At 63.6% G+C, this 22,952-nt stretch carries 18 protein-coding genes; 14 read left to right on the top strand and 4 right to left on the bottom strand.

Features of this window, described 5'->3' with window-relative positions; translation table 11 throughout:
* Window positions 1–33: 33 nt before the first annotated feature.
* From ACR9Y2_RS02005 to ACR9Y2_RS01995, 3 genes are all read left to right on the top strand, one after another.
* Entirely contained in the window at window positions 34–1,287 is a 1,254-nt protein-coding gene (locus tag ACR9Y2_RS02005) for an MFS transporter (protein WP_435039348.1), read from the top strand.
* A gap of 451 nt (window positions 1,288–1,738) precedes the next feature.
* On the top strand, window positions 1,739–2,182 hold the full coding sequence (locus tag ACR9Y2_RS02000; RefSeq protein WP_435039347.1) for a hypothetical protein: 444 nt from the start codon (window positions 1,739–1,741) through the stop codon (window positions 2,180–2,182).
* Window positions 2,183–2,546: 364 nt separating this feature from the next.
* A complete protein-coding gene (locus ACR9Y2_RS01995) occupies window positions 2,547–4,073 on the top strand; it encodes a hypothetical protein (RefSeq protein ID WP_435039346.1) in 1,527 nt (508 codons plus the stop codon).
* 42 nt (window positions 4,074–4,115) lie between these two features.
* On the opposite strand, the gene ACR9Y2_RS01990 is transcribed toward ACR9Y2_RS01995, so the two are convergent.
* Window positions 4,116–4,601: an SgcJ/EcaC family oxidoreductase gene (locus tag ACR9Y2_RS01990; protein WP_435039345.1), complete on the bottom strand. Its 486-nt coding sequence runs from the start codon at window positions 4,599–4,601 to the stop codon at window positions 4,116–4,118.
* Between the two features lie 416 nt (window positions 4,602–5,017).
* Complete coding sequence (locus ACR9Y2_RS01985; protein ID WP_435039344.1) at window positions 5,018–5,542, bottom strand: hypothetical protein; 525 nt, start codon at window positions 5,540–5,542, stop codon at window positions 5,018–5,020.
* Window positions 5,543–6,745: 1,203 nt separating this feature from the next.
* On the opposite strand from ACR9Y2_RS01985, the gene eat reads away from it, so the two are divergent.
* From eat to ACR9Y2_RS01965, 4 genes are read left to right on the top strand one after another with little or no spacing between them, the layout of a single operon-like run.
* Window positions 6,746–8,155 carry an ethanolamine permease gene (eat, locus tag ACR9Y2_RS01980; RefSeq protein ID WP_435039343.1) on the top strand — a complete coding sequence of 470 codons (1,410 nt, stop codon included), beginning with the start codon at window positions 6,746–6,748 and terminating at the stop codon, window positions 8,153–8,155.
* Window positions 8,152–9,441: an ethanolamine ammonia-lyase subunit EutB gene (locus ACR9Y2_RS01975; protein WP_435039342.1), complete on the top strand. Its 1,290-nt coding sequence runs from the start codon at window positions 8,152–8,154 to the stop codon at window positions 9,439–9,441. Before eat ends, ACR9Y2_RS01975 begins: the two co-directional genes overlap by 4 nt.
* Window positions 9,426–10,109: an ethanolamine ammonia-lyase subunit EutC gene (eutC, locus tag ACR9Y2_RS01970; RefSeq protein ID WP_435039341.1), complete on the top strand. Its 684-nt coding sequence runs from the start codon at window positions 9,426–9,428 to the stop codon at window positions 10,107–10,109. The genes ACR9Y2_RS01975 and eutC overlap by 16 nt, the downstream gene beginning before the upstream one ends.
* 47 nt (window positions 10,110–10,156) lie before the next feature.
* Complete coding sequence (locus ACR9Y2_RS01965) at window positions 10,157–12,223, top strand: hypothetical protein (RefSeq protein WP_435039340.1); 2,067 nt, start codon at window positions 10,157–10,159, stop codon at window positions 12,221–12,223.
* Window positions 12,224–12,238: 15 nt separating this feature from the next.
* Here the strand turns inward: ACR9Y2_RS01965 and ACR9Y2_RS01960 are convergent, their stop codons facing one another.
* Both ACR9Y2_RS01960 and ACR9Y2_RS01955 read right to left on the bottom strand, forming a co-directional pair.
* The gene (locus tag ACR9Y2_RS01960; RefSeq protein WP_435039339.1) at window positions 12,239–12,640 is read right to left on the bottom strand and encodes an ACT domain-containing protein; all 402 of its coding nucleotides are present in this window, start codon (window positions 12,638–12,640) and stop codon (window positions 12,239–12,241) included.
* Between the two features lie 44 nt (window positions 12,641–12,684).
* The gene (locus ACR9Y2_RS01955) at window positions 12,685–13,914 is read right to left on the bottom strand and encodes a cation:proton antiporter (RefSeq protein WP_435039338.1); all 1,230 of its coding nucleotides are present in this window, start codon (window positions 13,912–13,914) and stop codon (window positions 12,685–12,687) included.
* A gap of 296 nt (window positions 13,915–14,210) precedes the next feature.
* Here ACR9Y2_RS01955 and ACR9Y2_RS01950 point away from each other — a divergent pair, with 296 nt between their 5' ends.
* From ACR9Y2_RS01950 to aspS, 7 genes are all read left to right on the top strand, one after another.
* On the top strand, window positions 14,211–15,602 hold the full coding sequence (locus ACR9Y2_RS01950) for an ammonium transporter (protein ID WP_435039337.1): 1,392 nt from the start codon (window positions 14,211–14,213) through the stop codon (window positions 15,600–15,602).
* A gap of 11 nt (window positions 15,603–15,613) precedes the next feature.
* Window positions 15,614–15,952: a P-II family nitrogen regulator gene (locus tag ACR9Y2_RS01945; RefSeq protein ID WP_194453104.1), complete on the top strand. Its 339-nt coding sequence runs from the start codon at window positions 15,614–15,616 to the stop codon at window positions 15,950–15,952.
* Window positions 15,924–18,416, top strand: coding sequence for an HD domain-containing protein (locus ACR9Y2_RS01940; protein WP_435039336.1), 2,493 nt, complete (start codon window positions 15,924–15,926; stop codon window positions 18,414–18,416). The genes ACR9Y2_RS01945 and ACR9Y2_RS01940 overlap by 29 nt, the downstream gene beginning before the upstream one ends.
* Window positions 18,417–18,478: 62 nt before the next feature.
* The gene (locus ACR9Y2_RS01935) at window positions 18,479–18,883 is read left to right on the top strand and encodes a YybH family protein (protein ID WP_435039335.1); all 405 of its coding nucleotides are present in this window, start codon (window positions 18,479–18,481) and stop codon (window positions 18,881–18,883) included.
* 72 nt (window positions 18,884–18,955) lie between these two features.
* On the top strand, window positions 18,956–19,456 hold the full coding sequence (locus ACR9Y2_RS01930) for a ubiquinol-cytochrome c reductase iron-sulfur subunit (protein ID WP_435039334.1): 501 nt from the start codon (window positions 18,956–18,958) through the stop codon (window positions 19,454–19,456).
* A 2-nt stretch (window positions 19,457–19,458) separates the two neighbouring features.
* Window positions 19,459–21,078, top strand: coding sequence for a cytochrome b N-terminal domain-containing protein (locus tag ACR9Y2_RS01925; RefSeq protein ID WP_435039333.1), 1,620 nt, complete (start codon window positions 19,459–19,461; stop codon window positions 21,076–21,078).
* Between the two features lie 69 nt (window positions 21,079–21,147).
* Window positions 21,148–22,938: an aspartate--tRNA ligase gene (aspS, locus tag ACR9Y2_RS01920; RefSeq protein ID WP_435039332.1), complete on the top strand. Its 1,791-nt coding sequence runs from the start codon at window positions 21,148–21,150 to the stop codon at window positions 22,936–22,938.
* The last annotated feature ends 14 nt before the right edge of the window (window positions 22,939–22,952 follow it).

Below are 22,952 nucleotides of genomic sequence, written 5' to 3'. Positions count from 1 at the left end.
TCATCTCCCCCCGAAAGCAGAGAGGAAAACATCTTGTCCCAGAATGTGTCCGGTCTCATCGCTCCCGACTCTGCCGCCCCGGCCGAGTCCCCGCGAGCCTCTACCCCGACAGCCGGCTATCGGTTCTCGGTCCTCACCGGGTACCTCGGTTGGGCTCTCGATTCCTTCGACTTCTTTCTGGTGGTGTATTGCCTGACCGCCATTGCCGAAGAGTTCCACCGGAAGGACTCCGATATAGCTCTGGCCATCACACTGACACTCGCCTTTCGGCCTCTGGGGGCAATCCTCTTTGGTCTGCTCGCTGACCGGTTCGGCCGCCGGTTGCCGTTGATGGTCGACCTCATCTTCTATTCCGTGGTGGAAATCCTCACCGCCTTCGCGCCGAGCTACGGCACCTTCCTCGCGTTGCGCGCCTTGTTCGGGATTGGTTTAGGCGGAGAGTGGGGCGTTGGCGCCTCGCTCGTGATGGAAAAGACGCCCACGGCGCGCCGCGGCTTGGTCTCGGGCTTGTTGCAGCAAGGCTACGCCATGGGCAACCTGCTCGCCGCCGGCTGTTACTACTTCTTCTTCGACAAGTGGGGCTGGCGCCCGCTCTTCTTCATTGGAGGGCTGCCGGCGCTTCTCTGCCTCGTGATTCGCCTGCGCGTGTCCGAATCGGAGGTTTGGCAGGTCCAGAAGAAGCGGACCGTCCGGGAGATCCTGGCGGAACTCTATCGCCATCGGACGCTGCTGTTCTCGATGGTGGGCCTGCTCGCGGCCTTGAACCTGGCGGGGCACGCCACCGTGGATATGTTCCCCACCTTCCTCCAGCGGAAATGGCACCTTCTGCCAACCACCCGGTCCGCGGTCTCTGCCTTGGCGTTGACCGGAACCTTGATCGGCGCCTTGTTGATCGGCTACCTCTCCGATCGCATCGGCCGCCGCCGTTCCATGGCTGTAGCCTTTGGCCTGGCCGTCCTGATCGTCCCCCTGTGGGCGTTCGCGCCGACCCTGGCCCTCACTATCGCGGCCGCCTGGGTCATGCAGTTCCTGGTGCAGGGCGCCTGGGGTGTGATTCCCGCTCATCTGGCCGAACTCGCGCCCAGTTCGGTCCGAGGCTCGCTGCCCGGCTTCGCCTACCAGATGGGGGCCCTGGCCTCCAGCGCAATCGTCTATATCCAGGCCGTAGCGGCGGAGCACATGCCCTATTCCAACGCCATGGCAATCACCGCGGGCATCGCCCTGCTTCTGGCCACCATAGCTTCCTGCCTGGGCCAGGAGCGCAAGGGCCGCGACCTCACCGAGTGACCGCGGCGCGGCCGCTGCCGCTCTCCGCTTCCAGCGGGGAGGGCGAAAGTCCGAGTCCGGAAACCAGCAACCAACCACCTCAACACTACGGCCAGACCGTCCCATACCGCCTGCCCATCCCCGATTCCACCCGTAACCCAGCCCCCGCTCAAACCCGGTCACTTGCTTTCAAAATAAACTGAAGTATCCGTTAACCATCTGACCCTCTTAAACTTACCGAGGCTGCTCCATCTCCCCCGGTAGCCACTTCTTTGGACCTCGTCCACTACAATCCCAGCCAAGGAGATATATGAGACGACGAAGAGGCTCGGAACAAGCTCGAACGAACGGTGTGCTGGCTCGCGGACCCGTCACGTCCGCAGATAACGCCCATCCCCGGTGTCCCAGCCAGGCCACCCGCGCAGAGCTCAGGAGCAAACCGCGCCGACAACGAGTGCCGGGAACCTCCACCATGACGAAGCAACCCATCTCCGAGCAAAGCCAAGGCGGACCACAGCGCCAAGGCCCGCGCCGCCGGGCCGCGCACCGCAAGAGAGACGACCTCGACTTCATCCATCGCCTGGCCAGGCAGACCCGCGTACTCTTCCGTAGCTGTCCACACCTCGAGGCCGAACGCATCGCCGCCTATACCGCCGTCCGGGGCAGCGGACGAGTGGCCGTACCGCCGCGGCCTGCAAACTGGATGATCGCGCCTTGCACTCCGCCGTTGCGGGCGCCGTTCGTCACGACCACACCGGCTAAGACGAGAGCTCTTTTATCGGCGTCGGTCGCGAGTTCGCGCGCGATTCTCGGCGCCCAGGTCCACCGCATCCTGGACACTTGGCGCGGTGCGGACTCGCCGCGACTGCAAATTGCTTTCCTCCCATACCGCAGCGCCACCCTTTCACTCATTTGAAAAGCCGCACTGTCAGCAGTCGCAAAATTTACCTCAGCATTGGCTGCCGATCTGTCACGTCGTCGTAGCAAATGCGAAAATTCGGTAAGGACGCGACAATCCACGACGGTACATTCGATTCGAAATCAGGGCCTGTCGAGGCGATGGTTCGTCGTTGGCCTTTTGTTGGTTCGGATCTTCTGGACGGAGGTAAGGGGGCGTGAGAAATCCACTTGCGACGGTCTTCATATGGGTGCTCATTCCGCTTTGTTACGCACAGGAAAGCCCTGATGAAAGTGCTGGGGTCCGGTTCAAGATCTCTGGAGAAGTCACCGAGTCGGGCCTGAATCGCGGACTGGATGGAGTGGAAGTTACGCTTGAGTCCATGGCTGGCGACGCTGTGTCGTCGCTTGCGCCCAGGGAGAAAGTGGCGGCCACGCAGACCGATGGGATGGGCGTTTTTCAGTTCCTTGTGACCCAACCGGGAACTTATCAGGTGAGCGTCCGCAAAGCCGGCTATTCTCCGGGAGGATCGTTCGAAGAGCGGCTGCACACTCGCGCCACCGTTGCTCTCAGCAAGGCTCACCCAACGAGATCGCTACGCTTCCGGCTTGGACGTCCGGCGCAGGTCTCGGGCGTCGTCCTGGAGAGAGAGACACAGAAACCTGTCTCCGGCCTTGCCGTGATCGCACAGGGCTACAGCTTCTTCGCCGGGAAGGGGGTGCTGTTGCCGGGCCAGAGCGCTCTCACCGGCGCGGACGGGCGCTTCACGGTGCGTGGGCTCCCTCCCGGTGATTACGTCGTTGCCCTGGGACCACGAATGCGCTCGGCCATGGAAATGGATCGCACGCCTGAACTTCGGGCCTTCGGACAGGAAAAGTTGGTCACGGAGTTCTCTGAGAAAGACATCGAGGTCGTTGATTCCGACTACGACTGGACCTATTGGCCCGGCGGCTCGGGATTGGATGCCGTTTTGCCGATCCACGCCGGATCCAGGGCGGAGATCGATATGGGCAGCATTGAGGTGCGCAGGACGGCGAAGTATCGTGCCCGGGTGATCATTCCAAAAGCCTCCTGCCAGGAGGGGGAGTTGGTGAACGTGCACGTCCTCAGCCCCTTGACGCCTTCAGCGGGCACTCTGGCAGGGAAAGTCCCCTGTGGAACGGGTTTTCTTCTGCGGGGCCTCGCCCCGGGAGCGCATCGGCTGGAGCTTCGCGGAGTGGGGGCCAAGGGGTCCGCCGAGCTCACCATCGGCCGCGAGAACATATCTGTCTCGCTGGCATTGGAGCCGGGAGTGACCATTGAGGGACAGGTCTCCGTTCGGGGTTCGGCTGAGTTGGACACGACGCAGATTCGCATCCTGCTTAAGTCCCGGAACTGGGTCGTGGAGCATGCCCCTGTCCAGGTCAGCGGCGATGGGCGCTTTCGATTCCAGGGAGCCGCTCTCGGAGACTATCTCCTCGACATCTCGGGGATCCCGCCGACGCATTGCCTGCGGGCTGTGATGTACAACAAGGCGCCCGTGAACGGGCAGAACCTTTCGCTGAACCCCTATGCGTTGGCCCATGCCGTGGAACTGGTGGTGGACGACCAGGCTGGCGCAGTGACCGGGATCGTCTCCAATCACAATCAGAGGGCTTTCCGGCCGTGGGTGGTTCTGTCGCCCTCGCCGTTGGGCACGGATGTGTTCTCGGGCATCCGCTCGACGGAAGGGGACGAGGACGGGCAGTTCCGGTTTGAAGGACTGCCGCCCGGAGAATACCGCGTGATCGCCGTACCGGTGGAGGCCAAGGGCGCGCTGGAGCGACCTCACGTCCTGGAGGGACTGCTTCGGTCCGCAGAAAAGCTGTCTCTTGCGGGCCGGCAGGCGCTAACGGTCCAGGTCAAGTCTTCCTCGCTGGATGGTTTGTAGCATCCGTGATGGGAGACACCTGACTCGACAATCCAGTCACGGTCATTTCGATGGCTTGACGTCAACGTTGTGATAGGCCTCGACCCACCACCGTCCCTCGCGCCGTACGAACACTTCCATCAATTGCGTCTTCATCACGCCATCGGCTGGGACGACAATCCCGCCCGGCATGGCCGTGACGCCGCGCACCTCGTTGTCGATATCGACGATTGCCACGTCAGGTGCCACGAAGCGAATGCGACGGATTGTGTGGTGTTTCGTGGTGCCTTTGTAGAAGGTGTTCAGGATCTCTGTGTGTCGCTTCGCGAATGCGGGCGCACCGTATAAGACCATCCCATACAGATTTGTGAACGAGGCCTCCGGCGCGAGATGCCGGGCATAGTCTCGCCCACTCCCCGCATTCCAGGCCAAGACCTGATCCGCCACGATGGCTCGGATCGGTGCTTCCGAAGCGGCCTCCTGGGCGAACGACACCCCGGCAGGCGCGGCCAATAGGACAATCAGCGCCATCTTCAGCAATTGCGTCATATCGGATCCGTTCCCCTTGGCGTCCGCCCCTGCGATTGGTTCGTCGGAGTGGATTGGCGGGCGCGATCACCCCCGCCTCATTAGACCCTACCTGGGGAAATACAGCAAACCGGCCGGGATTTGATGGGATCTTCACCTGTGCCTGGAGTTCTACCCCAAATCCAGCCTCAGTTCGAACGCGGTCACAGGCTTTCAAAAAATCGCAAAATTCCACGTAAATCATTGATTAGCAATATCTTACCGTCTGGACGTCGCTAGTCCGGAATCCAGTTTCTTTGGACCTCATCAACTACAATCCCGGCCAAGGAGATGTATGGAAAGACGAATTGGGTCGGGACAGGCTGGCAAGAACGAGGTGGGCACTCGAGGACTGCTCACGCGGTCGAACAGCGCCCGCCTGCTGTTGCGCGCCCACCTCAGTCTTCGAGTGACGAGGAGAAAGGCCCGCTGAATCCCAGCGCCAGCGAACCACCACCATGACAAAGCAACCCATCTCCGAGCGCCGCCTCGCCGCCAATCGCGCCAACGCCCAAAAATCGACCGGCCCCCGCACGCCCGAAGGCAAGCGCCGTGTCGCCCAAAACGCCAGCCGTCACAACCTCTATGCCGGCTTCCACCGCCTCCCCCAGGACATCGAGGACCTCCTCTACCGCAGGGCGCTCGAGGAAACGGCGGACATCGCCGACCTGCGCTTCCGGGCCCTCCTCGTCCACCGCTTTATGCTCCGCGGTCACGAACGCCGCCTCTTCCAACTCGAAGGCAAGCTGTGGGCCGAAGCCCTCCGGGTCAACGATGGAATCATCCCCAACGCCTCCCTCTGGATCCGCGGGAAACAAGGCGACGTAGTCCAGGCCCTGGGCCGCTACCACGCCTGGATCTGCGTCCGCATCCGGGCCATTCAGAAGTCGATCTTCCCCTATCTCATAGGAGACGAAGCCCATCAGGCATCCCTCCCCGCCAGGGTCGAAACCCTCCTGGCCTCCGTGGCCGGCTCCGCCAAGCCCATAGCCGTATCAGTCCAGGCCGCCCCATCGTGTAAATCCGAGCGAGAGTCCTCAACCACCGGCAGTCCCAACACCACCTCAATGAACCCGGGCCTGCAACTCCTCCTGAGAGGCCGCGGCTTCCGAGCCGTAAGACCCGTCCCAGCGCCCCAGGCAGTAAAAGCCATCCGCCCCCCCACCGTCCCCGGCCTAAGCCTCCGCTACCTGAACCAGTCCCGCAAACCAAGCCCGCCCACCAAAGCGGACACCCCTGCAACGAACCACGACCGTCAGGGAGTGGTCCCCACCGCGCTGCGAACCCCGGCCGGAATGGAGTCCCGCATGCCCCTCCGAGCCGCCAAACGAGATGAAGCTGCGCACCCAGTCCCCGAGCGTCAGCGACGGGCTAACCCGGCCCAATCCCCTCTCCGCGAGGCATCAAACCCAACCGCCCATCCACTCCCGGAGCCAAAGCGACGGGCCAAGCCCAGCCAAGCCCAACTCCCGGAGCCAAAGCGACGGGCTACCAGCGCATCCTCCGCGACAAACCCCACCCAGCCCCGAACCCCCCAATCCCCTCTCCGCGAGGCATCAAACCCAACCACCCATCCCCTCCCGGAGCCAAAGCGACGGGCCAAGCCCGGCCAAGTCCCAGTCCCGGAGCCAAAGCGACGGGCTACCAGCGCGACCTCCACGATGAACCCCACCCAGCCCCCAACCCCCCAATCCACTCCCTCCGAGGCATCAAACCCAAGCCCCCAACCCCCATCCGGCCTACCCCGCCCCTCGACGTAACACCAGCCACGCCGCCAAACCCCAACCCCAATGTCTATCCCACCAGCCCCGGCCCACCCCCAAAGTGCGCCCGGCCAAGCTCTTTGACATCCAAACCTCCTCCACTCCTGCGCAGTCGCGCAGTTCCACCCAGGTGGCGGCGCTCACCCACCCAGCCCCGCCACCTCCAGGGCTCGCCCACCCATCCGCAAGCCGCAACGAACCACGACCGTAAGGAAGTGGTCCTCCCTACGAGCGCCGACCCAGCTCTATCGCCAAACAAACCCAACGCGCATAGACCACCACCCCAGCCGCCCACCCCCGCCGTTCCGCTATCCTAAGCGAAAGTCCTGCGCACCGCGACGTGCCGTCGTTTCTGGAGCAACATTGAAAACCTCTTACACGGCCGCCGACGCGGCCTATCTGGAACAACGCCAACTCCGCCGCCATGCCCGCGTCCTCCACCTCTGGGCCCTCGGCGTCGGCGCCGTCATCTCCGGCGACTTCTTCGGCTGGAACTTCGGTCTCGCCGCCGGCGGCTTCGGCGGCATGCTCATCGCCGTCCTCATCGTCACCCTCATGTACTCCGGCCTCTGCTTCTCCCTCGCCGAAATGTCCCCCGCCCTCCCCCACACCGGCGGAGCCTACTCCTTCGCCCGCACCGCCATGGGCCCCTGGGGCGGCTACATCACCGGTCTCGCCGAGAACATGGAGTACATCCTCACCCCCACCGTCATCGTCGTCGGCATCGGCGGCTACCTCGGCGCCATCTTCGGCACCCCCCGCGAATTCGCTCCCCTCTGGTGGCTCGCCTGCTATGCCGTCTTCGTCGCCCTCAACATCTGGGGCGTCGAGCTCTCCTTCCGCTTCTCCGTCGTCATCACCCTCGCCGCCCTCGCCGTCCTTCTCGTCTTCTGGATCGGAGCCCTCCCCCACTTCGACCTCGCCCGCTGGTCCGGCGACTGGTTCCCCAACGGCGGAGCCGGCATCCTCTCCGCCATGCCCTTCGCTCTCTGGTTCTATCTCGCCATCGAACAACTCCCCCTGGCCGCCGAAGAGAGTCACGACCCCAAACGAGATATGCCTCGCGGCCTCCTCTGGGGCCTCGCCACCCTCATCCTCTGCGCCTTCCTCACCCTCTTCCTCAGCGCCGGCATCGCCCCCGGAGCCAAAGCCGTCGGCGCCTCCAGCGAACCCCTCTTCCTCGGCTTCCAGACCATCTTCGGCCGCGGAGCCGGCACCCGCGTCCTCTCCCTCGTCGCCTGCACCGGCCTCATCGCCAGCTTCCACACCATCATCTTTGCCTACGGACGACAGATCTACTCGCTCTCCCGCGCTGGCTACTTCCCCCGCTGGCTCTCCGTCACCCACGGCCAGCGCCGCACCCCCCACCGCGCCCTCGTCGCCGGGGCCGCCCTCGGCTTCTGCGCCGCTCTCGCCATTCACCTCACGCCCCAGAACAGCCCCGTCGGCGCCATCCTCCTCAACATGGCCGTCTTCGGAGCCGTCCTCGCCTACATCCTCCAAATGGTCTCGTTCCTCATGCTCCGCGCAAAGTTCCCGCTGCTCGAGCGCCCCTATTTGAGCCCCCTCGGCCGCTTCGGCGCCATCCTCGCCATGCTCATCGCCGCCGTCACCCTGCTGGCCCTGTTCTTCAATTCGGAGTACAACAAAGGCGTGTGGGGCGCCGCCGTCTGGTTCTTTCTGGGCATCCTCTACTTCGGGCTCCACGCCCGCCATCGCCTCATCCTGGCCCCCGAAGAGGAGTTCGCGGCGCAAGCCGGAGAACAGGCATGAACCTCAGGGAACTGCTGGCCAAAGCCTCGCCGCTTCGCTCTGGCGATCAACTGGCTGGCCTGGCCGCCGAATCCGCTGAACAGCGCGTCCGCGCCCAGATGCAACTCGCCGACGTCCCGCTCCAGCGCTTCCTGAACGAGCCCATCATCCCCTATGAGTCCGACGAGGTCACCCGCCTCATCCTCGATACCCACGACGCCGCGGCCTTCGCCCCCATCGCCCACCTCACCGTCGGCGGCTTCCGCGACTGGCTCCTCTCCGAGGCCGCCGATGGACAGACCCTCGCCGCCCTCGCCCCTGGCCTCATGCCCGAGATGGTCGCCGCTGTCTCCAAACTCATGCGCCTCCAGGATCTCGTCAGCGTCGCCGCCCGCCGCCGCGTCGTCACCCGCTTCCGCACCACCCTCGGCTTGCCCGGCCGCCTCGCCACCCGCCTCCAGCCCAACCACCCCACCGACGATCCCAAGGGTATCGCCGCCAGCGTCCTCGACGGCCTCTCCTACGGCAACGGCGACGCCGTCATCGGCATCAACCCGGCCACCGATAACGTCACCGTCGTCCACAACCTCCTGCGCCTGCTCGACGACATGCGCCAGGCCTATGCAATCCCCACGCAGAACTGCGTCCTGGCCCACGTCACCACACAGTTACAGGCCCTCCAGCGCGGAGCCCCCCTCGACCTCGTCTTCCAGTCCATCGCCGGCACCCAGGCTGCCAACGCCAGCTTCGGCGTGAACCTCGCCCTCCTCGACGAAGCCTGGCAGGCCGCCCGCGAACTCCGCCGCGGCGAGAACGTCATGTACTTCGAAACAGGGCAGGGCAGCGCCCTCTCCGCCAATGCCCACCACGGTGTCGACCAGCTCACCTGCGAAGCCCGCGCCTACGCCGTCGCCCGCCGCTACGAACCCCTGCTCGTCAACACCGTCGTCGGCTTCATCGGCCCCGAATACCTCTACGACGGCAAACAGATCCTCCGCGCCGGACTCGAAGACCACTTCTGCGGCAAGCTACTCGGCCTCCCCATGGGCTGCGACATCTGCTACACCAACCACGCCGAAGCCGACCAGGACGACATGGACGCCCTCCTCACCATGCTCGGCGTCGCCGGCGTCAACTACATCATGGGCGTGCCCGGCGCCGACGACATCATGCTCCACTACCAGAGCACCAGCTTCCACGACGCTCTCTACCTGCGCTCCACGCTCGGCCTCAAACCTGCCCCAGAGTTCGAAGCCTGGCTCCACTCGCAGCCCACCCTCTCCCCAAACCAATGGCTATTGACCTGAGGGCCTATACCAACGCGCGCGTCGCTCTCGGCCGGACCGGGCACAGCCTGCCCACCGCCGAACTCCTGCGCTTCCAGCTCGATCATGCCCGCGCCCGCGATGCCGTCCACCAGGCCCTGGACCCGCGCCACCTGCCGCCGCATGTCCTCCTGCACAGCGCCGCGCCCGATCGTGCCACCTATCTCCGCCGCCCCGATCTCGGTCGCCGCCTCAGCCCGGAATCCGCCGCGCTGCTCACACCAGGCGAGTACGACGCGGCCCTCGTCGTCGCCGACGGCCTCTCCGCGCTGGCCGTCGAGCGCCATGCCCCGCCGCTGCTGGCTGCCCTACTGCCGAAGTTGGAGGGCTGGCGTCTGCCCCCGCTCCACGTTGTGCTCCAGGGCCGTGTCGCGATAGGCGACGAGATCGGCCAGCGCCTCGGCGCCGCCCTGGTCGTCCTGCTCATCGGGGAACGCCCCGGCCTCACTTCACCCGATAGCCTCGGCCTCTATCTCACCTGGGCGCCCCAGCCCGGACGCACCGACGCCGAACGCAACTGCATCTCCAATGTCCGCCCCGAAGGCCTCGGCTATGCCCTCGCCGCCCACAAGCTCCACTTCCTCATGCAGGAAGCTCGCGCCCGCCGTCTCTCGGGCGTAGACCTCAAGGAGGACGCCCTCCTGTTGTGACACGGAGCCGCGACTCTGATAGATTCCCCCTGGAGTCATTTTTTCTCATGGACCGCAGGAAATTCTTGACCATTTCGGCAATAACCGCGGCAACGGCCGCGGCCGCCGACGGATCGAAGCTCGGTGTCTGGAAGACGTTGGGCAAGCTCGGCGAAGAAGACGGAGCCGCGCCGGTCGATGGCGCCAAGTGGTACTCTGCTGAAGCCGCCGGCGACGGCATGGCCTTTGAGTTCAAACCCGGCACCCTGCTGCGCCAGCGCTGCCTCGCCTCCGACATGCTGCTGGATGGCCGCCAACTCGCCGTCTTCCAGATCACCCTCGGCGAAGGCCCCAAAGGCCGCGAACTCACCTTCCGCTTCGGCGCCTTGAATCAATGCTCGTTCCGCATGCGCCTCGACCTGGCCCTCGTCGACCAGAGCCAGTGGATGTCCGATCGCGACGGAGCGTTCCTCAAGCCCACCTTCGGCGGCGATCGCGTCGACCTCGCCAAAGTCGATCGCCTCTCCTTCACCATCCTCCGCAAGGGACCCAAGCCCGTTCGCTGGTGCATGACCGACCTGCGCATCCTGCCAACTCTTGCACCCAAGCTCACTGAGCCCGTTCTGCCCAAGGGCGTCCTTCTCGATGAGTTCGGCCAGAGCGCCCTGCTGGAATGGCCGGCCAAGACCCGTTCGGTCGAAGAGCTGAAGGCCCGCATCAAGGGCCAGTTCGACGCCGCGCCCGGTCAGTCCTGGCCCGAGGGCTTCTCCAAGTGGGGCGGCTGGAAAGCCCGCAAACTCACTGAGCCCACCGGTTGGTTCCGCACCAAACAGCAGGATGGCCGCTGGTGGCTGGTCGATCCCGATGGCTATGCTTTCTGGTCCGCCGGTATCGACTGTGTGCGCGTCGATGCCGACGCCCGCGTCGATGGCATCCAGGCCGCCCTCAAATGGCTGCCCGAATTGCCCGAGTACGCCGACGCCGTGCGCTCAGGCGACCGCCAGCGCACCGGGTCCAAGTCGGTCAACTACCTCGCCGCCAACATGATCCGCTCGCTCGGCCGCGAAGGCTGGCGCGACAAGTGGGCCCGCGTCACCCTCGCCGAACTGAAGCGCCTGCGCTTCAACACCGTCGGCAACTGGAGCGATTGGGAGTTCGCCTCCAAAGCCGGCTTCCCCTACGTCCGGCCCATGAGCTTCCGCGGCACTCGCTGCGGCATGGTCTACCGCGACTTCCCCGACGTCTTCCACGCCGCCTTCGAACAGGACGCCGCCGAGTACGCCGCTGACCTCAAGACCACCGCCAACGATCCGGCCCTCATCGGCTACTTCCTCATGAACGAGCCCACCTGGGCCTTCTCCTCTGAACTGCCCGCCGCCGGCATGCTCTATAACGCCAGCATCTGCGCCACCCGCGAAGAGCTCGTCCGGTTCCTGCGCAAGAAGTACGACAGCGACGCCGCTCTCTCCAAGGCCTGGAACACCACCGCGACGTTCGACAAAGTGGCCCAGGGCAAATGGCAGGGCGTCCTGCCGCCCGAGTCGATGCCCGACCTCCGCGGCTTCAGCGCCCTCATGGTCGAGCGTTACTTCCAGACCATCTCCAAAGCCTGCAAACAGGTCGACCCCAATCACCTGAACCTCGGCATGCGCTGGCAGGGCGTACCCGAGGATTGGGCCGTGCCCGGCATGAAGTCGTTCGATGTCTTCAGCATGAACTGCTATCAGGAGAGCGTGCCCGCCGACACGGTGAACAAAATCCACAGTCTGGTGAAGATGCCCGTGATGGTGGGCGAATGGCACTTCGGAGCGCTGGACGTGGGGTTGCCGGCTTCCGGCATCGGGCATCTCAGGATCCAGGAAGACCGCGGCAAGGCCTACAGCTTCTACCTGGAGGATGCCGCCGCCCAGCCCAATTGTGTCGGCGTCCACTGGTTCACCCTATATGACCAGAGCGCCCTGGGGCGCTTCGACGGCGAGAACTACAATATCGGCTTCCTCGACATCTGCAACCGCGCCTACGAGGAATTGGGGCGGGCGGCCATCAGTAGCCATGAACGGATGTACACAGTCGCCTCCGGCCAGGACAAGCCCTTTGCCGGCGCGCCGCGCCATCTGCCCAAACTGTTCCTCTAACCGCCCGCTGGAGAACTACTTGAGGGCCTTCTTGGCCTTCTTGACGTCGTCGTCCGCCACTTGGATCAGGACGGCGAACTTGCCGTCGCCCGTGGTCAGCGCCTGGGCGGCGCGAACGGAGATGCCCGCCGCGGCCACCTTCGCCAGCGCGTCGGCCACGCTGCCGGGCTGGTCGGCGCCGGCAACATAGAGCGAAGTCTGCTTGGCGCCAACTTCCAGGCCCAGCTTCTTGGCCGCTTTGGTGAACGCCTTCGGATCGGTCGGCGCGATGTCCAACTGCGCCTTCTTGCCCTTCACCGGGTAGCCCCAGAACGCCAACATGTTGATGCCTGCGTCCTTGAGGGAAGTCAGGAGCTTTGCCCCTTCACCGGGCTTGTTTGAGATAGTGAGGGAGAAGTAGGTTACGGTCTCTGCCATGGTAAATCCTTTGAAATGAGCTTCTAACGATTGTAGCGCTTTGTTCATCCCAGTCGGACACGCGTCCCGTCATCGTCCTCACCGTCCGGCGAGACCAGGTCCCGGTAGGCAAAACCCAGCAGCGGCGGCGCCACAATCGTCGTCATTACCGCCATGAAGACCGCGATCCCGTACACTTCCTGGCTGATGTTCCCTTTGCTCAGGCCCACCTGCGCCACCACCATCCCGACCTCGCCCCGGGGCACCATGCCCAGCCCGATCCTCGTTGCATCCTTCAACCCCAGGCCGTACGAGCCGAGGCCGCACCCCACCGCCTTGGACACAACGGCCGCCAGCAGGATCACCACCGCCAGGCCCAGGGTCGAAGGACTGGAGAAGATCCGCAGGTCGAGCTGCAGCCCGATGGAGGCCAGGAAGAACGGGATCATCAGCTCGCCCGCGCCCTGCACCAGGGTGTGCAGCCGGGGCGAAGCGATCTCGGCCAGCGCCATGCCGGCCAGGAAGGCGCCGACAATCGCGGCGACGCCGGAATAGGTCGCCAGCAGGGCCATGATGAACAGGAAGCAGACCGCGATGGCAAACTCGCCCTCCTGCGCGCGGGCCTTCTCCATCATCTTCGGCAGCACGATGTTGACCGTCTTCGTCCCGAACTTGGCCACCGCCACCACGAAGCCGATGGAGACCACCGCCGTCGTAGCCAGGCCCAGGAAGTCGATGCCCTTGCCCTCGCCCATCGACGACACAACCGCCAGCACCAGCAGGCCCAGCACGTCGTCGATCACCGCCGCGGCCAGGATGATCTGGGCTGTCCGGTGCTTCAGTAACCCCTTGCCGGCCAGTACTTGGGCCGTGATGCCGACACTCGTCGCCACCATCGCCGCCCCCATGAAGATCGATTCCAGATGCGGATGCCCGGCGCCCAGCATGATCGCCCAACCCAGCAGGAAGGGCAGGATCACGCCCAGCATGGCCACGATCATGGCCGTCTTCCCGGCTCGCATCAGTTCCGTGGCCTTGACCTCCAGGCCCACCTGGAACAGCAGGAACATCACGCCCAGTTCGGCCAGGGCGTGCAGAAGACCGTCGTACTGGATCCAGCCCAGCGCCGAAGGGCCAATGAGGATGCCCGCCAGCAATCCGCCGACGATACCCGGCATCCGAAGCCGCTCGGCAAGCTCCGCCAGCAGCTTCGCCGAGCCGAACACAATCAGCATTTGCAAGGGCAAATGAACCGCTTCGGCCGTGCCTGTGGAGAGTGCGGACGGGGTGTTCATCTGCCTACTATCTTACGGTTATGCGGCTTTGGCCGGGTTCTCGTATCCATCTGAAATCAGGCAATAAAAATTTTCACTGACCTTCAGAAGATTTATCTGTTAGTCAGCCCATGTGCCGCAGTGTACGATGAGAAACCAAACCCCCGTCTGGTTTCCCTGGCCGACTCCCGTACCGTTTCACCCATTGACGTCTGTTCCGACGCCGTTCGTGGGTGAGGCTGTTCGCGACGCCCCAAGTTCGAGCACCGCTAAACCGTGTCCGCTCCATCGAGTGGTACGAGAGGAGAAGTGAAATAGTGTTCAGAAAGATCCTGTTGGGCGCAGCTGCCCTCGCCCTTTCCACTGGCCTCGTGCTGGCGCAAGCGCCTGCGAGTGTCGATCAGAAACTAGAAGCTTTGGATGCCGCGGTAAAGTCGGCGCAAACCTCCGGAGACAACGCCTGGATGCTGGTCAGTTGTGCCTTGGTCCTAATGATGACCGGGCCGGGACTGGCTCTCTTTTACGGGGGGTTGGTCAGAAGCAAAAACGTCCTGGGCACGATGATGCACAGCTTCATCCTGATGGCCCTGGCAACCGTTCTGTGGGCCGTGGTTGGCTACAGCCTGGCTTTTAGCGAAGGCAATCCCTTCATCGGTGGATTCCAGTACATATTCCTGCATGGCGTGGGCGTTGATCCCAACCCGGACTACGCCGCCACCATCCCGCAGTTGACGTTCATGGCGTTCCAGTTGATGTTCGCCATCATTACTCCCGCGCTCATCTCCGGCGCGTACGCGGAACGCATCAAGTTCAGCGCGATGCTGGTTTACACGACGCTGTGGCTGCTGATTGTCTACTTCCCCATGGCTCACATGGTCTGGGGCAAGGGCGGCCTTTTGAACGCGTTTTTGGGTGGAAAGATTCCCTGCTTCGATTTCGCCGGCGGCACGGTGGTGCACATCACTTCGGGCATTTCGGCCCTGGTGGCGGCTCTGTACCTGAAGCCTCGCAGCGGCTATCAGGTGGAACCGATGCGGCCTCACAGCCTGGTGCTGAGCTTCATCGGCGCCTGCCTCCTGTGGGTTGGCTGGTTTGGCTTCAACGCCGGCTCCGCGCTGGGCGCGGGCGGCCTGGCCACCTCGGCCTTTGTCGCGACTCACTTCGGCGCCGCCGCGGCCTCCATCGGCTGGCTGCTGGCTGAATGGTTCCGGTCCGGCAAGCCTTCCGTCCTGGGCGGTATCTCTGGTTGTGTGGCGGGTCTGGTCGCCATCACTCCGGCTTCCGGCTTCGTGGATCCCATGTCGGCGCTCATCATCGGCTTCATCGCCGGCGTGTTCTGCTACTTCATGGTGGTTGTCGTGAAGAACAAGTTCGGCTACGACGACTCCCTGGATGCCTTCGGTGTGCACGGCGCAGGTGGAACCCTGGGCGCGCTGCTGACCGGCGTCTTTGCCACCAACGCAGTGAACAACGCCTTGAAGGATCCCTCCGGCAAGGCGCTGCCGCTCGGCCTGGTCGACGGTAACGGCGGCCAGATCCTGAACCAGGCGATCGGCGTCGCGATCGCTTTGGTGCTGGGTGCTGTTGGCAGCTATATCTGTTTGAAGATTGCCGATTTGACGTGCGGACTGCGAGCCTCCCCCGATCAGGAAGTCGAAGGACTCGATCTTTCGATGCACGGCGAAGAAGGCTACAATCTGGAGGCCTAGAGAGGTAAGCCATGAAGAAGATCGAAGCCATTATTCAGCCGTTCAAGCTGGAAGAAGTCAAAGAGGCGCTGAAAGGAATCGGCGTCGATGGAATGACAATCATCGAAGTGCGCGGCCACGGCCGGCAGAAGGGACACAAAGAGGTTTACCGCGGCCAGGAGTATCAGGTCGATCTCCTGCCCAAGGTAAAAATCGAGCTTGTGGTCAGCGATGCCCGGGTCGACGAAATCGTCGCCACGCTGGCTGCCGCTGCCCGCAGCGGCAAGATCGGCGACGGCAAGATCTTCATCCTGCCGGTGGAGAACGCGATTCGAATCCGCAATGATGATCACGGCGAAGCAGCGCTCTAACGACGAGTTCGCGCTGTGGCGCGCGCGCTTTCTTCAGGACGGGAACCCCCAGCCCGTCCTGAAGAATCGCACGGCACTGGTGGATTCACTGGTGCTGGAAGCCTTTTCGCAGGTCATCGCTCCGGTCATTCCGGAGGGCTTGACCCTGCTGGCGGTGGGCGGCTATGGACGCAGGGAGCTTTTTCCATACTCTGACGTCGACCTGATGTTGCTTGCCCGCCGCGCCTTTGATTCCAAGGAGGCCAAGGCTGCCCTCAGCGAGTTCCTACGTATGTTGTGGGATGCCGGGTTGCGGGTATCGCACTCGGTGCACACCGTGGAGGAGTGCTCCGCGGTCCATGAAGGCAATTTTGAACTGACCGTCTCCCTGCTGGACGAAAGGATCCTGACCGGCGACCGGACCCTCTATGCGACACTCCGCGAGCGCTTCGCTAAATTCCTCGCGGCCGACCGGCGCGACCTCACGCGGCGCATGTGCAAGATGGCTCGTTCCCGCCATGCGCGCTTCCACAACACGATCTATCGATTAGAGCCCGACCTCAAGGAAACGCCCGGCGGCCTGCGCGACCTGCAGACCATCCACTGGCTGCGCCTGCTGAAAGACCGCGACGCGGCCACGGAGAACGGCGGCGATCCGCGTCCGGCTGAGTTCCTGGCCTCTGTGCGCTGCTTCCTCCATTTCCGCGCCGGCCGGGACAACAACCTGCTCAACTTCGAATCGCAGGACGAGATCTCGGCGGCTGAATTCTCTCCCTGGCATGACCCCGCTGAATGGATGCGGGCCTACTACCGCCACGGCTCCGCCATTCTTCGCAACTGCCTGTACGAGCTCGAGACTTCGGAATCCCAGGACCGCAGCCTGATGGCCAACTTCCGCGACTGGCGGTCCCGCCTGTCGAACTCGGAGTTCACGGTCTCGCGCGACCTGGTTTTCCTGCGCAATCCGCACGACCTGGAGGTGGACCCGGAGCTGCCGCTGCGCATGTTCCTGTTCGTGGCCCGGCACGGGGTGCCGCTGGCCCGGCAGACCGAACAGCGCCTGATCTCGCACCTGATGGTGTGGTCGCACCACTTCCACGACAAGCCGCCCAAGGCCGCGTTCTGGCGCGAATTCCTCAATCTGCCCTACACGCCGGAAGCCCTGCGCGCCATGCGGGCCACCGGGTTCCTGTCCGTCATCCTGCCCGAATGGGAGCGTATCGACCACCTGGTGGTGCGCGACTTCTATCACCAGTACACCGTCGACGAGCACACGATCGTCACGCTGGAAGTGCTGGCCGGCCTCAGCGAGGCGAAAGAGGGGACGGAGAAGCGTTTTGCCGAGATGATGGAGGAGTCCTCCGATCACCTCTGGCTGCTGCGGCTGGCGTTGCTGCTGCATGACATTGGTAAGGGTTCCGGCAACGATCACAGCCAGGAGGCGGTGAAACTGGGCCGTGAGTTCCTGAATCGCATCGGCGCATCCGAACTGGATACTGAGTCGGTGCTCACGCTGATCGAGAAGCACCTGATCCTGTCGTCGGCCCTGCAGACGAAGGACTTTGCCGATCCGGCGGTGGCATCCGCGCTGGCGCACGAGATCAGGACGGCGGAGCGGCTGCGCCTGCTCACCCTGCTCACGTTTGCCGATGTCAGCGCCGTGAATTCGTCGGCCATGACGCCCTGGCGGATGGAGCAGATCTGGCGGCTGTACCGCATTGTGCACCGCCACCTGACGGGTGAGCTGACGGCCGAACCCAGCGACAATCCGCGCGACGCCTATGGGGCGGTGGATCCGCTGCTGGCGGAGTTCCTGGAAGGGCTGCCCAGCCGCTATCTCTGGACGCATACCAAGGAGCAGGCAAAGGCGCATTCGCTGCTGTACCAGGAAGCCAAGGAATCAGGGGCCGACCTTCACGTCGAACGCCGGGAAGGCACGTGGCATCTGTCGCTGGTCGCGGCCGACCGGCCCTTCCTGTTCGCTTCCATCGCCGGCGCTCTCTCCTCCTTCGGGCTCGACATATTGAAGGCTGAGGCGTTCTCCAACTCACAAGGCTTTGTAGCCGATGCTTTTGTCTTTGTGGATCCGCATCGTTCCCTGGACCTGAATCCGCCGGAACTGGAACGGCTGCGGGCCGTGCTGAGGAAGGTCATCACCGGCGCGGTGCGGGTGGATGAGTTGCTGAAGCACCGTCCCGTGAAGGCTCCGCCCAGCCGGCTGGGGGCGATTCAATCCACGGTAGCGCTCGATAACGAGGCATCGCCTTCGGCCACGATTTTTGAAGTCGTGACGCAGGACAAGCCGGGATTGCTGCATCTTTTGAGCTCAGCTATCTCGCGGGCCAATGGAAACATCGAGGTAGTGCTGGTGGATACCGAGGCGCACAAGGCGATCGACGTGTTCCATGTGACCAGCGGCGGAGGCAAGCTGAGCCAGGAGGCGGCCGAGGTATTGCGCGGCGCATTGCTCTCTGCTTGCGCCTGAGGCGGTTAGCCCTTGACACCGGCTGAACCGCTGCCCATGCTTCAGGCAAGGAGGGGAATTCGATGCCTGGAGCGGTGGCCCTGGACCCGAGTGCCCGCGACCTTCAGTTGCTGGACGAGGAGTTGATGCGCAGCGTCCGCCAGCGCGACTCGGAACGCCTGGTTGAGTTATTCTATGCCGAGGACGCGCAGCTCCAGATCGCTGGCCGTCCCGCAATTCAAGGAAAGGAAGCCATCCACGAATTCTGGATGGCGCTATTCCGGTCAGGGCTTGTGGATGTAAGGCTGGAGACCTCGCAGTTTGAGGTGGACCGGACTATCGCCTACGGAGTGGGGCGCTACGCGCTGACGATGGAGACTCATCCGGGTTTGCTGCATACGGAACAAGGTAAGTACCTCGTGGTATACCGCAGGCTGGCGGATGGGCGCTGGCGAGCGGTGGCCGACAGCTTTTCTTCTAACTCGTAAGTAGGCCTGTTCCGTCCGCCAGCTCCGTGTGTCTCAATCACAGTCCGCGCAGCGCGCGGCTATGGTCTAACGATGCAGTACAACACGGAAAACCAAGGACGGCGCGGCTTTCTCGTCCGCGCGACGCAGGCGTTGAGTGCGCTGATCGGAGGCGCCCTGGGAATCCCCGCCTTCGTCTACCTCTTTACGCCCGCCAAGAGCCGTTCCACCGGCGGCTGGGTTGACGCCGGCGACATCAGCCAGCTGAAACTCAACGCTCCAGAGGAGCTGCCATTCCGGCGCGTCCGCATGGACGGCTGGAAGATCATCACCGAGAAATCGACGGCCTGGGTGGTCAGGCTTTCCGAAAAAGAGGTGGTGGCCTATACGCCGCAGTGCACGCACCTGGGTTGCGCCTATCACTGGGAGGAATCGAAAGGACAGTTCCTTTGCCCGTGCCATACCTCCAACTTCTCAATTGACGGGAAGGTTCTGAATGGTCCGGCGCCCCGGCCTTTGGACCGCTACCTGGTGAAGGTGCAGGGTGATCGCCTGCTAATCGGTCCCGAGCAATCGAAGACGAAGGGGGCATAACGATGCGCACCATCCTCGATTGGTTGGAAGATCGCACGGGTGCGCCTTCGGCCATCCAGCATTTCCTTGATGAAGAGATTCCCGCCTCGGCCGGCTGGCATCAGGTGTTCGGCTCGGTGGCGATGTTCCTGTTCATCACGCAGGCGTTCACCGGGATCATGCTGGCGCTGAACTATGCGCCGACGCCGGGGGAAGCCTACAACAGCCTGCGCTACATCATGACGGAGCTGACCGGCGGCGCGCTGATTCGCGGGCTGCATCACTGGGGCGCCTCGATGATGGTGATCGTCGTGGTGCTGCACATGGTGCAGGTGTTCCTGTGGGGCGCGTACAAGAAACCGCGGGAAGCCACCTGGATGATGGGTGTGGTCCTGTTGCTGGTCACGCTGGCCTTCGCACTGACGGGCTACCTGTTGCCATGGGACAACCGGGCGTATTGGGGCACGGTGGTGACGACGCAGATCTCGGCCAGCGCGCCGGGGGCGGGTCCGTATGTGCTGCGCCTGATGGGCGCCGAGAACGGTGTGGGGGTGGTGACCTTCGCGCGGTTCTATGCGGTGCATGTGCTGGTGCTGCCACCGTTGACGATGCTGCTGATCTTCCTGCATGTCTATCTGGTGCGGCGGCATGGGGTGGCTCCGGCTCCGGGTGATGAGTTGAAGCCGAAGCAGAAATTCTATCCGCGGCAGGTATTCAAAGATACCGCGGCGATCTCGGTGGCCTTCATCATCCTGTTTTCGCTGGCGGTGATCGCAAAGGCTCCGCTGGGGCGACTGGCTGATCCGACCGATACGACCTTCATCCCCCGGCCGGAATGGTATTTCCTGTTCCTGTTCCAATTGCTGAAGTATTGCGAGGGGCCGCTGGAGATTCTGGCCAGCGTGGTGCTGCCGACCCTGGGGGTGGGCCTGCTGTTCCTGGTGCCGTTCCTGGACCGCGCTCCGATGCTGCGGGTGACGAAGCGAACGACCGCTTTCGCCATCGTGATCATGGCGGCGATTACCTGGAGCGGCCTGACTGCCGCAGCGGTGCGTTCGACTCCGCCGGAGGCATTCGCGGCCGACCGGGAAGGGCCGATGGAGTGGCGGGACCTGACACCGGAGGAGTTGGCCGGTGTGTCGTACTTCAAGTCAGAGAGTTGCGGAACCTGCCATACGCTGGGGTTGCGGCAGGAGGACAAGCCGGGCCCGAACCTTGGTGCGGGCGGAGCGGCTCGTGATGCGGCCTGGATGATCGCCCACTTCAAGCAGCCGGCTTCGATGGTGCCGGGCAGCCAGATGCCGTCGGTGTCGCTGAGCGATTCGCAACTGAATTCGCTGGCGGCGTTCCTGTTGAAGTTGACGCCCCAGAACGCCATGAAAATGCAGGACATCCCGCAGTATGTGCTGGAGGGAGCGGCGCTCTATCAGAAGAACCGTTGCAACCTTTGCCACATGGTGAACGGCGCAGGGATGAAGACGGGGCCGCCGCTGAACGGTCTGGCTCATCGTCGTGATGCAACCTGGGTGAAGGGCCATTTCCTGGATCCTCAGAAGTTTACGAAGGACTCCATGATGCCGACCTATCCATTCACAGCGCAGCAGAACGAGGCGATCACGAAGTATCTGTTGTCACTTCCATAGACTTTGGGGCCATGCTGGACGACCGGGCACGATACAATATAGAGATTCTCTAAGTTCGTAGTCCCTAGCATGGCTCAACAAGTTCCTCTGGATTTTCTCGGCGACCTGCGCCGCACCCACTCGTGCGGCGCACTCCGCGCGGCCAACGAAGGCCAGCGCGTCGTTTTGATGGGGTGGGTCTACCGCCGGCGCGACCTGGGAGGTGTGATTTTCATCCACCTGCGCGACCGCGAAGGAGTCACGCAAATCGTCTTCCGCGCCGAATGCGACGGCAGCCTGCATGGCAAGGCGGAGATGTTGCGGTCTGAGTACGTCATCGCGGTGGAGGGCCTGGTGGAGGCTCGTACAGCGGAGAACATCAATCCCAACATCCCCACTGGCGAAGTGGAGATTGTGGCGGAGAAGATGTGGCTGCTGAACACCAGCGAGACGCCTCCGTTCCCGATGGAAGAGCACGTGGACGTCAATGAAGACATGCGGCTGAAATACCGTTATGTCGACCTGCGGCGGCCGCACATGCAGCGCAACGTGATGCTGCGCTCGAAGATCTCGCTGGAAGTGCGCAACGAGTTATACAGCCAGGGCTTCCTGGAGATCGAAACACCCTTCATGACGAAGTCGACGCCGGAAGGCGCGCGCGACTTCCTGGTGCCTTCGCGCATCCAGCCGGGCAACTTCTATGCACTGCCGCAGTCGCCGCAGATCTTCAAGCAACTGCTGATGATCAGCGGGTATGACAAGTATTTCCAGATCGTCCGTTGCTTCCGCGACGAGGACCTGCGTGCCGACCGGCAGTATGAGTTCACGCAGATCGACCTGGAGATGTCCTTCCCGCAGGAAGAGCAGATCTTCCAGACGATTGAGCCGCTGCTGGAGAAGGTTTGCGCGGTGGCCGGTTATACGGTGAAGGCTCCGTTCCCGCGGATGACCTATGCCGAGGCGATGCAGGGTTACGGCATCGACAAGCCGGATCTGCGCCTGCCGCGGTTCTGGCCGGTGGAAGACCTGTTCCCGGCCGATGCGGGCTTGACGCGCGAGGGTCTGCCGCTGGTGGCGATCCACATTCCGAGCACGGGCGCGTTGAGCCGCAAGGAACGCGACGAACTGAAGGACTATGGGCGTGAGCGCGGCCTGACGGTGTATGACGATCCGAAGCGCCTGGAGCGGGACTTCCCGGGTGTCGTCGAGAAGGTTCGCGAGCGGACCGGCGCCGGCGAGAACGACCTGCTGCTGCTGGCCGGCTGGCGTGATGAGCCCAAGGGGCAGCGTCCGGAAGAGACGGTTTACCAGGCGTGCGGCCAACTGCGGCTGTATGCGGGCCAGAAGTACAACGACCGGCACAAGTTGCTGGACCCGACAGACTTCCGGTTCCTGTGGGTGCTCGACTTCCCGATGTTCGAATGGAATGACGAAGACTCGCGCTGGGTGGCGGCGCATCATCCGTTCACGTCGCCGAAGGACGAAGACCTCGAGAAGCTGACGACCGATCCGGCGCGGTGCCGGGCGCGCAGTTACGACATTGTATTGAACGGTGTCGAGCTGGGCAGCGGGTCGATTCGTATCCACCGGCAGGACATCCAGTCGCAGGTGTTCTCCGCTGTCGGATTCTCGCTGGAAGAGGCGCGGGCGAAGTTTGGCTACCTGTTGGATGCGCTGACGTATGGCGCTCCGCCACACGGCGGCATTGCCCTGGGCCTGGACCGGTTGGTGATGATCCTGGCCGGCGAGTCGTCCATTCGCGAGGTGATTCCGTTCCCGAAGACGGCGAAGGGCACCGACCTGATGTCGGAGGCTCCGTCGCCGGCGAACGAGCGGCAGTTGCGTGAACTGGGCATCCAGTTGCGCCGTCCGCAGAGCTGAGACTGACCGTCGCT

This window comes from Paludibaculum fermentans, from assembly GCF_051172195.1.
Lineage (GTDB): Bacteria > Acidobacteriota > Terriglobia > Bryobacterales > Bryobacteraceae > Paludibaculum > Paludibaculum fermentans_A.
Note: the sequence above shows the minus strand (reverse complement) of the source record. Positions and strands in the feature narration are given on the sequence as shown.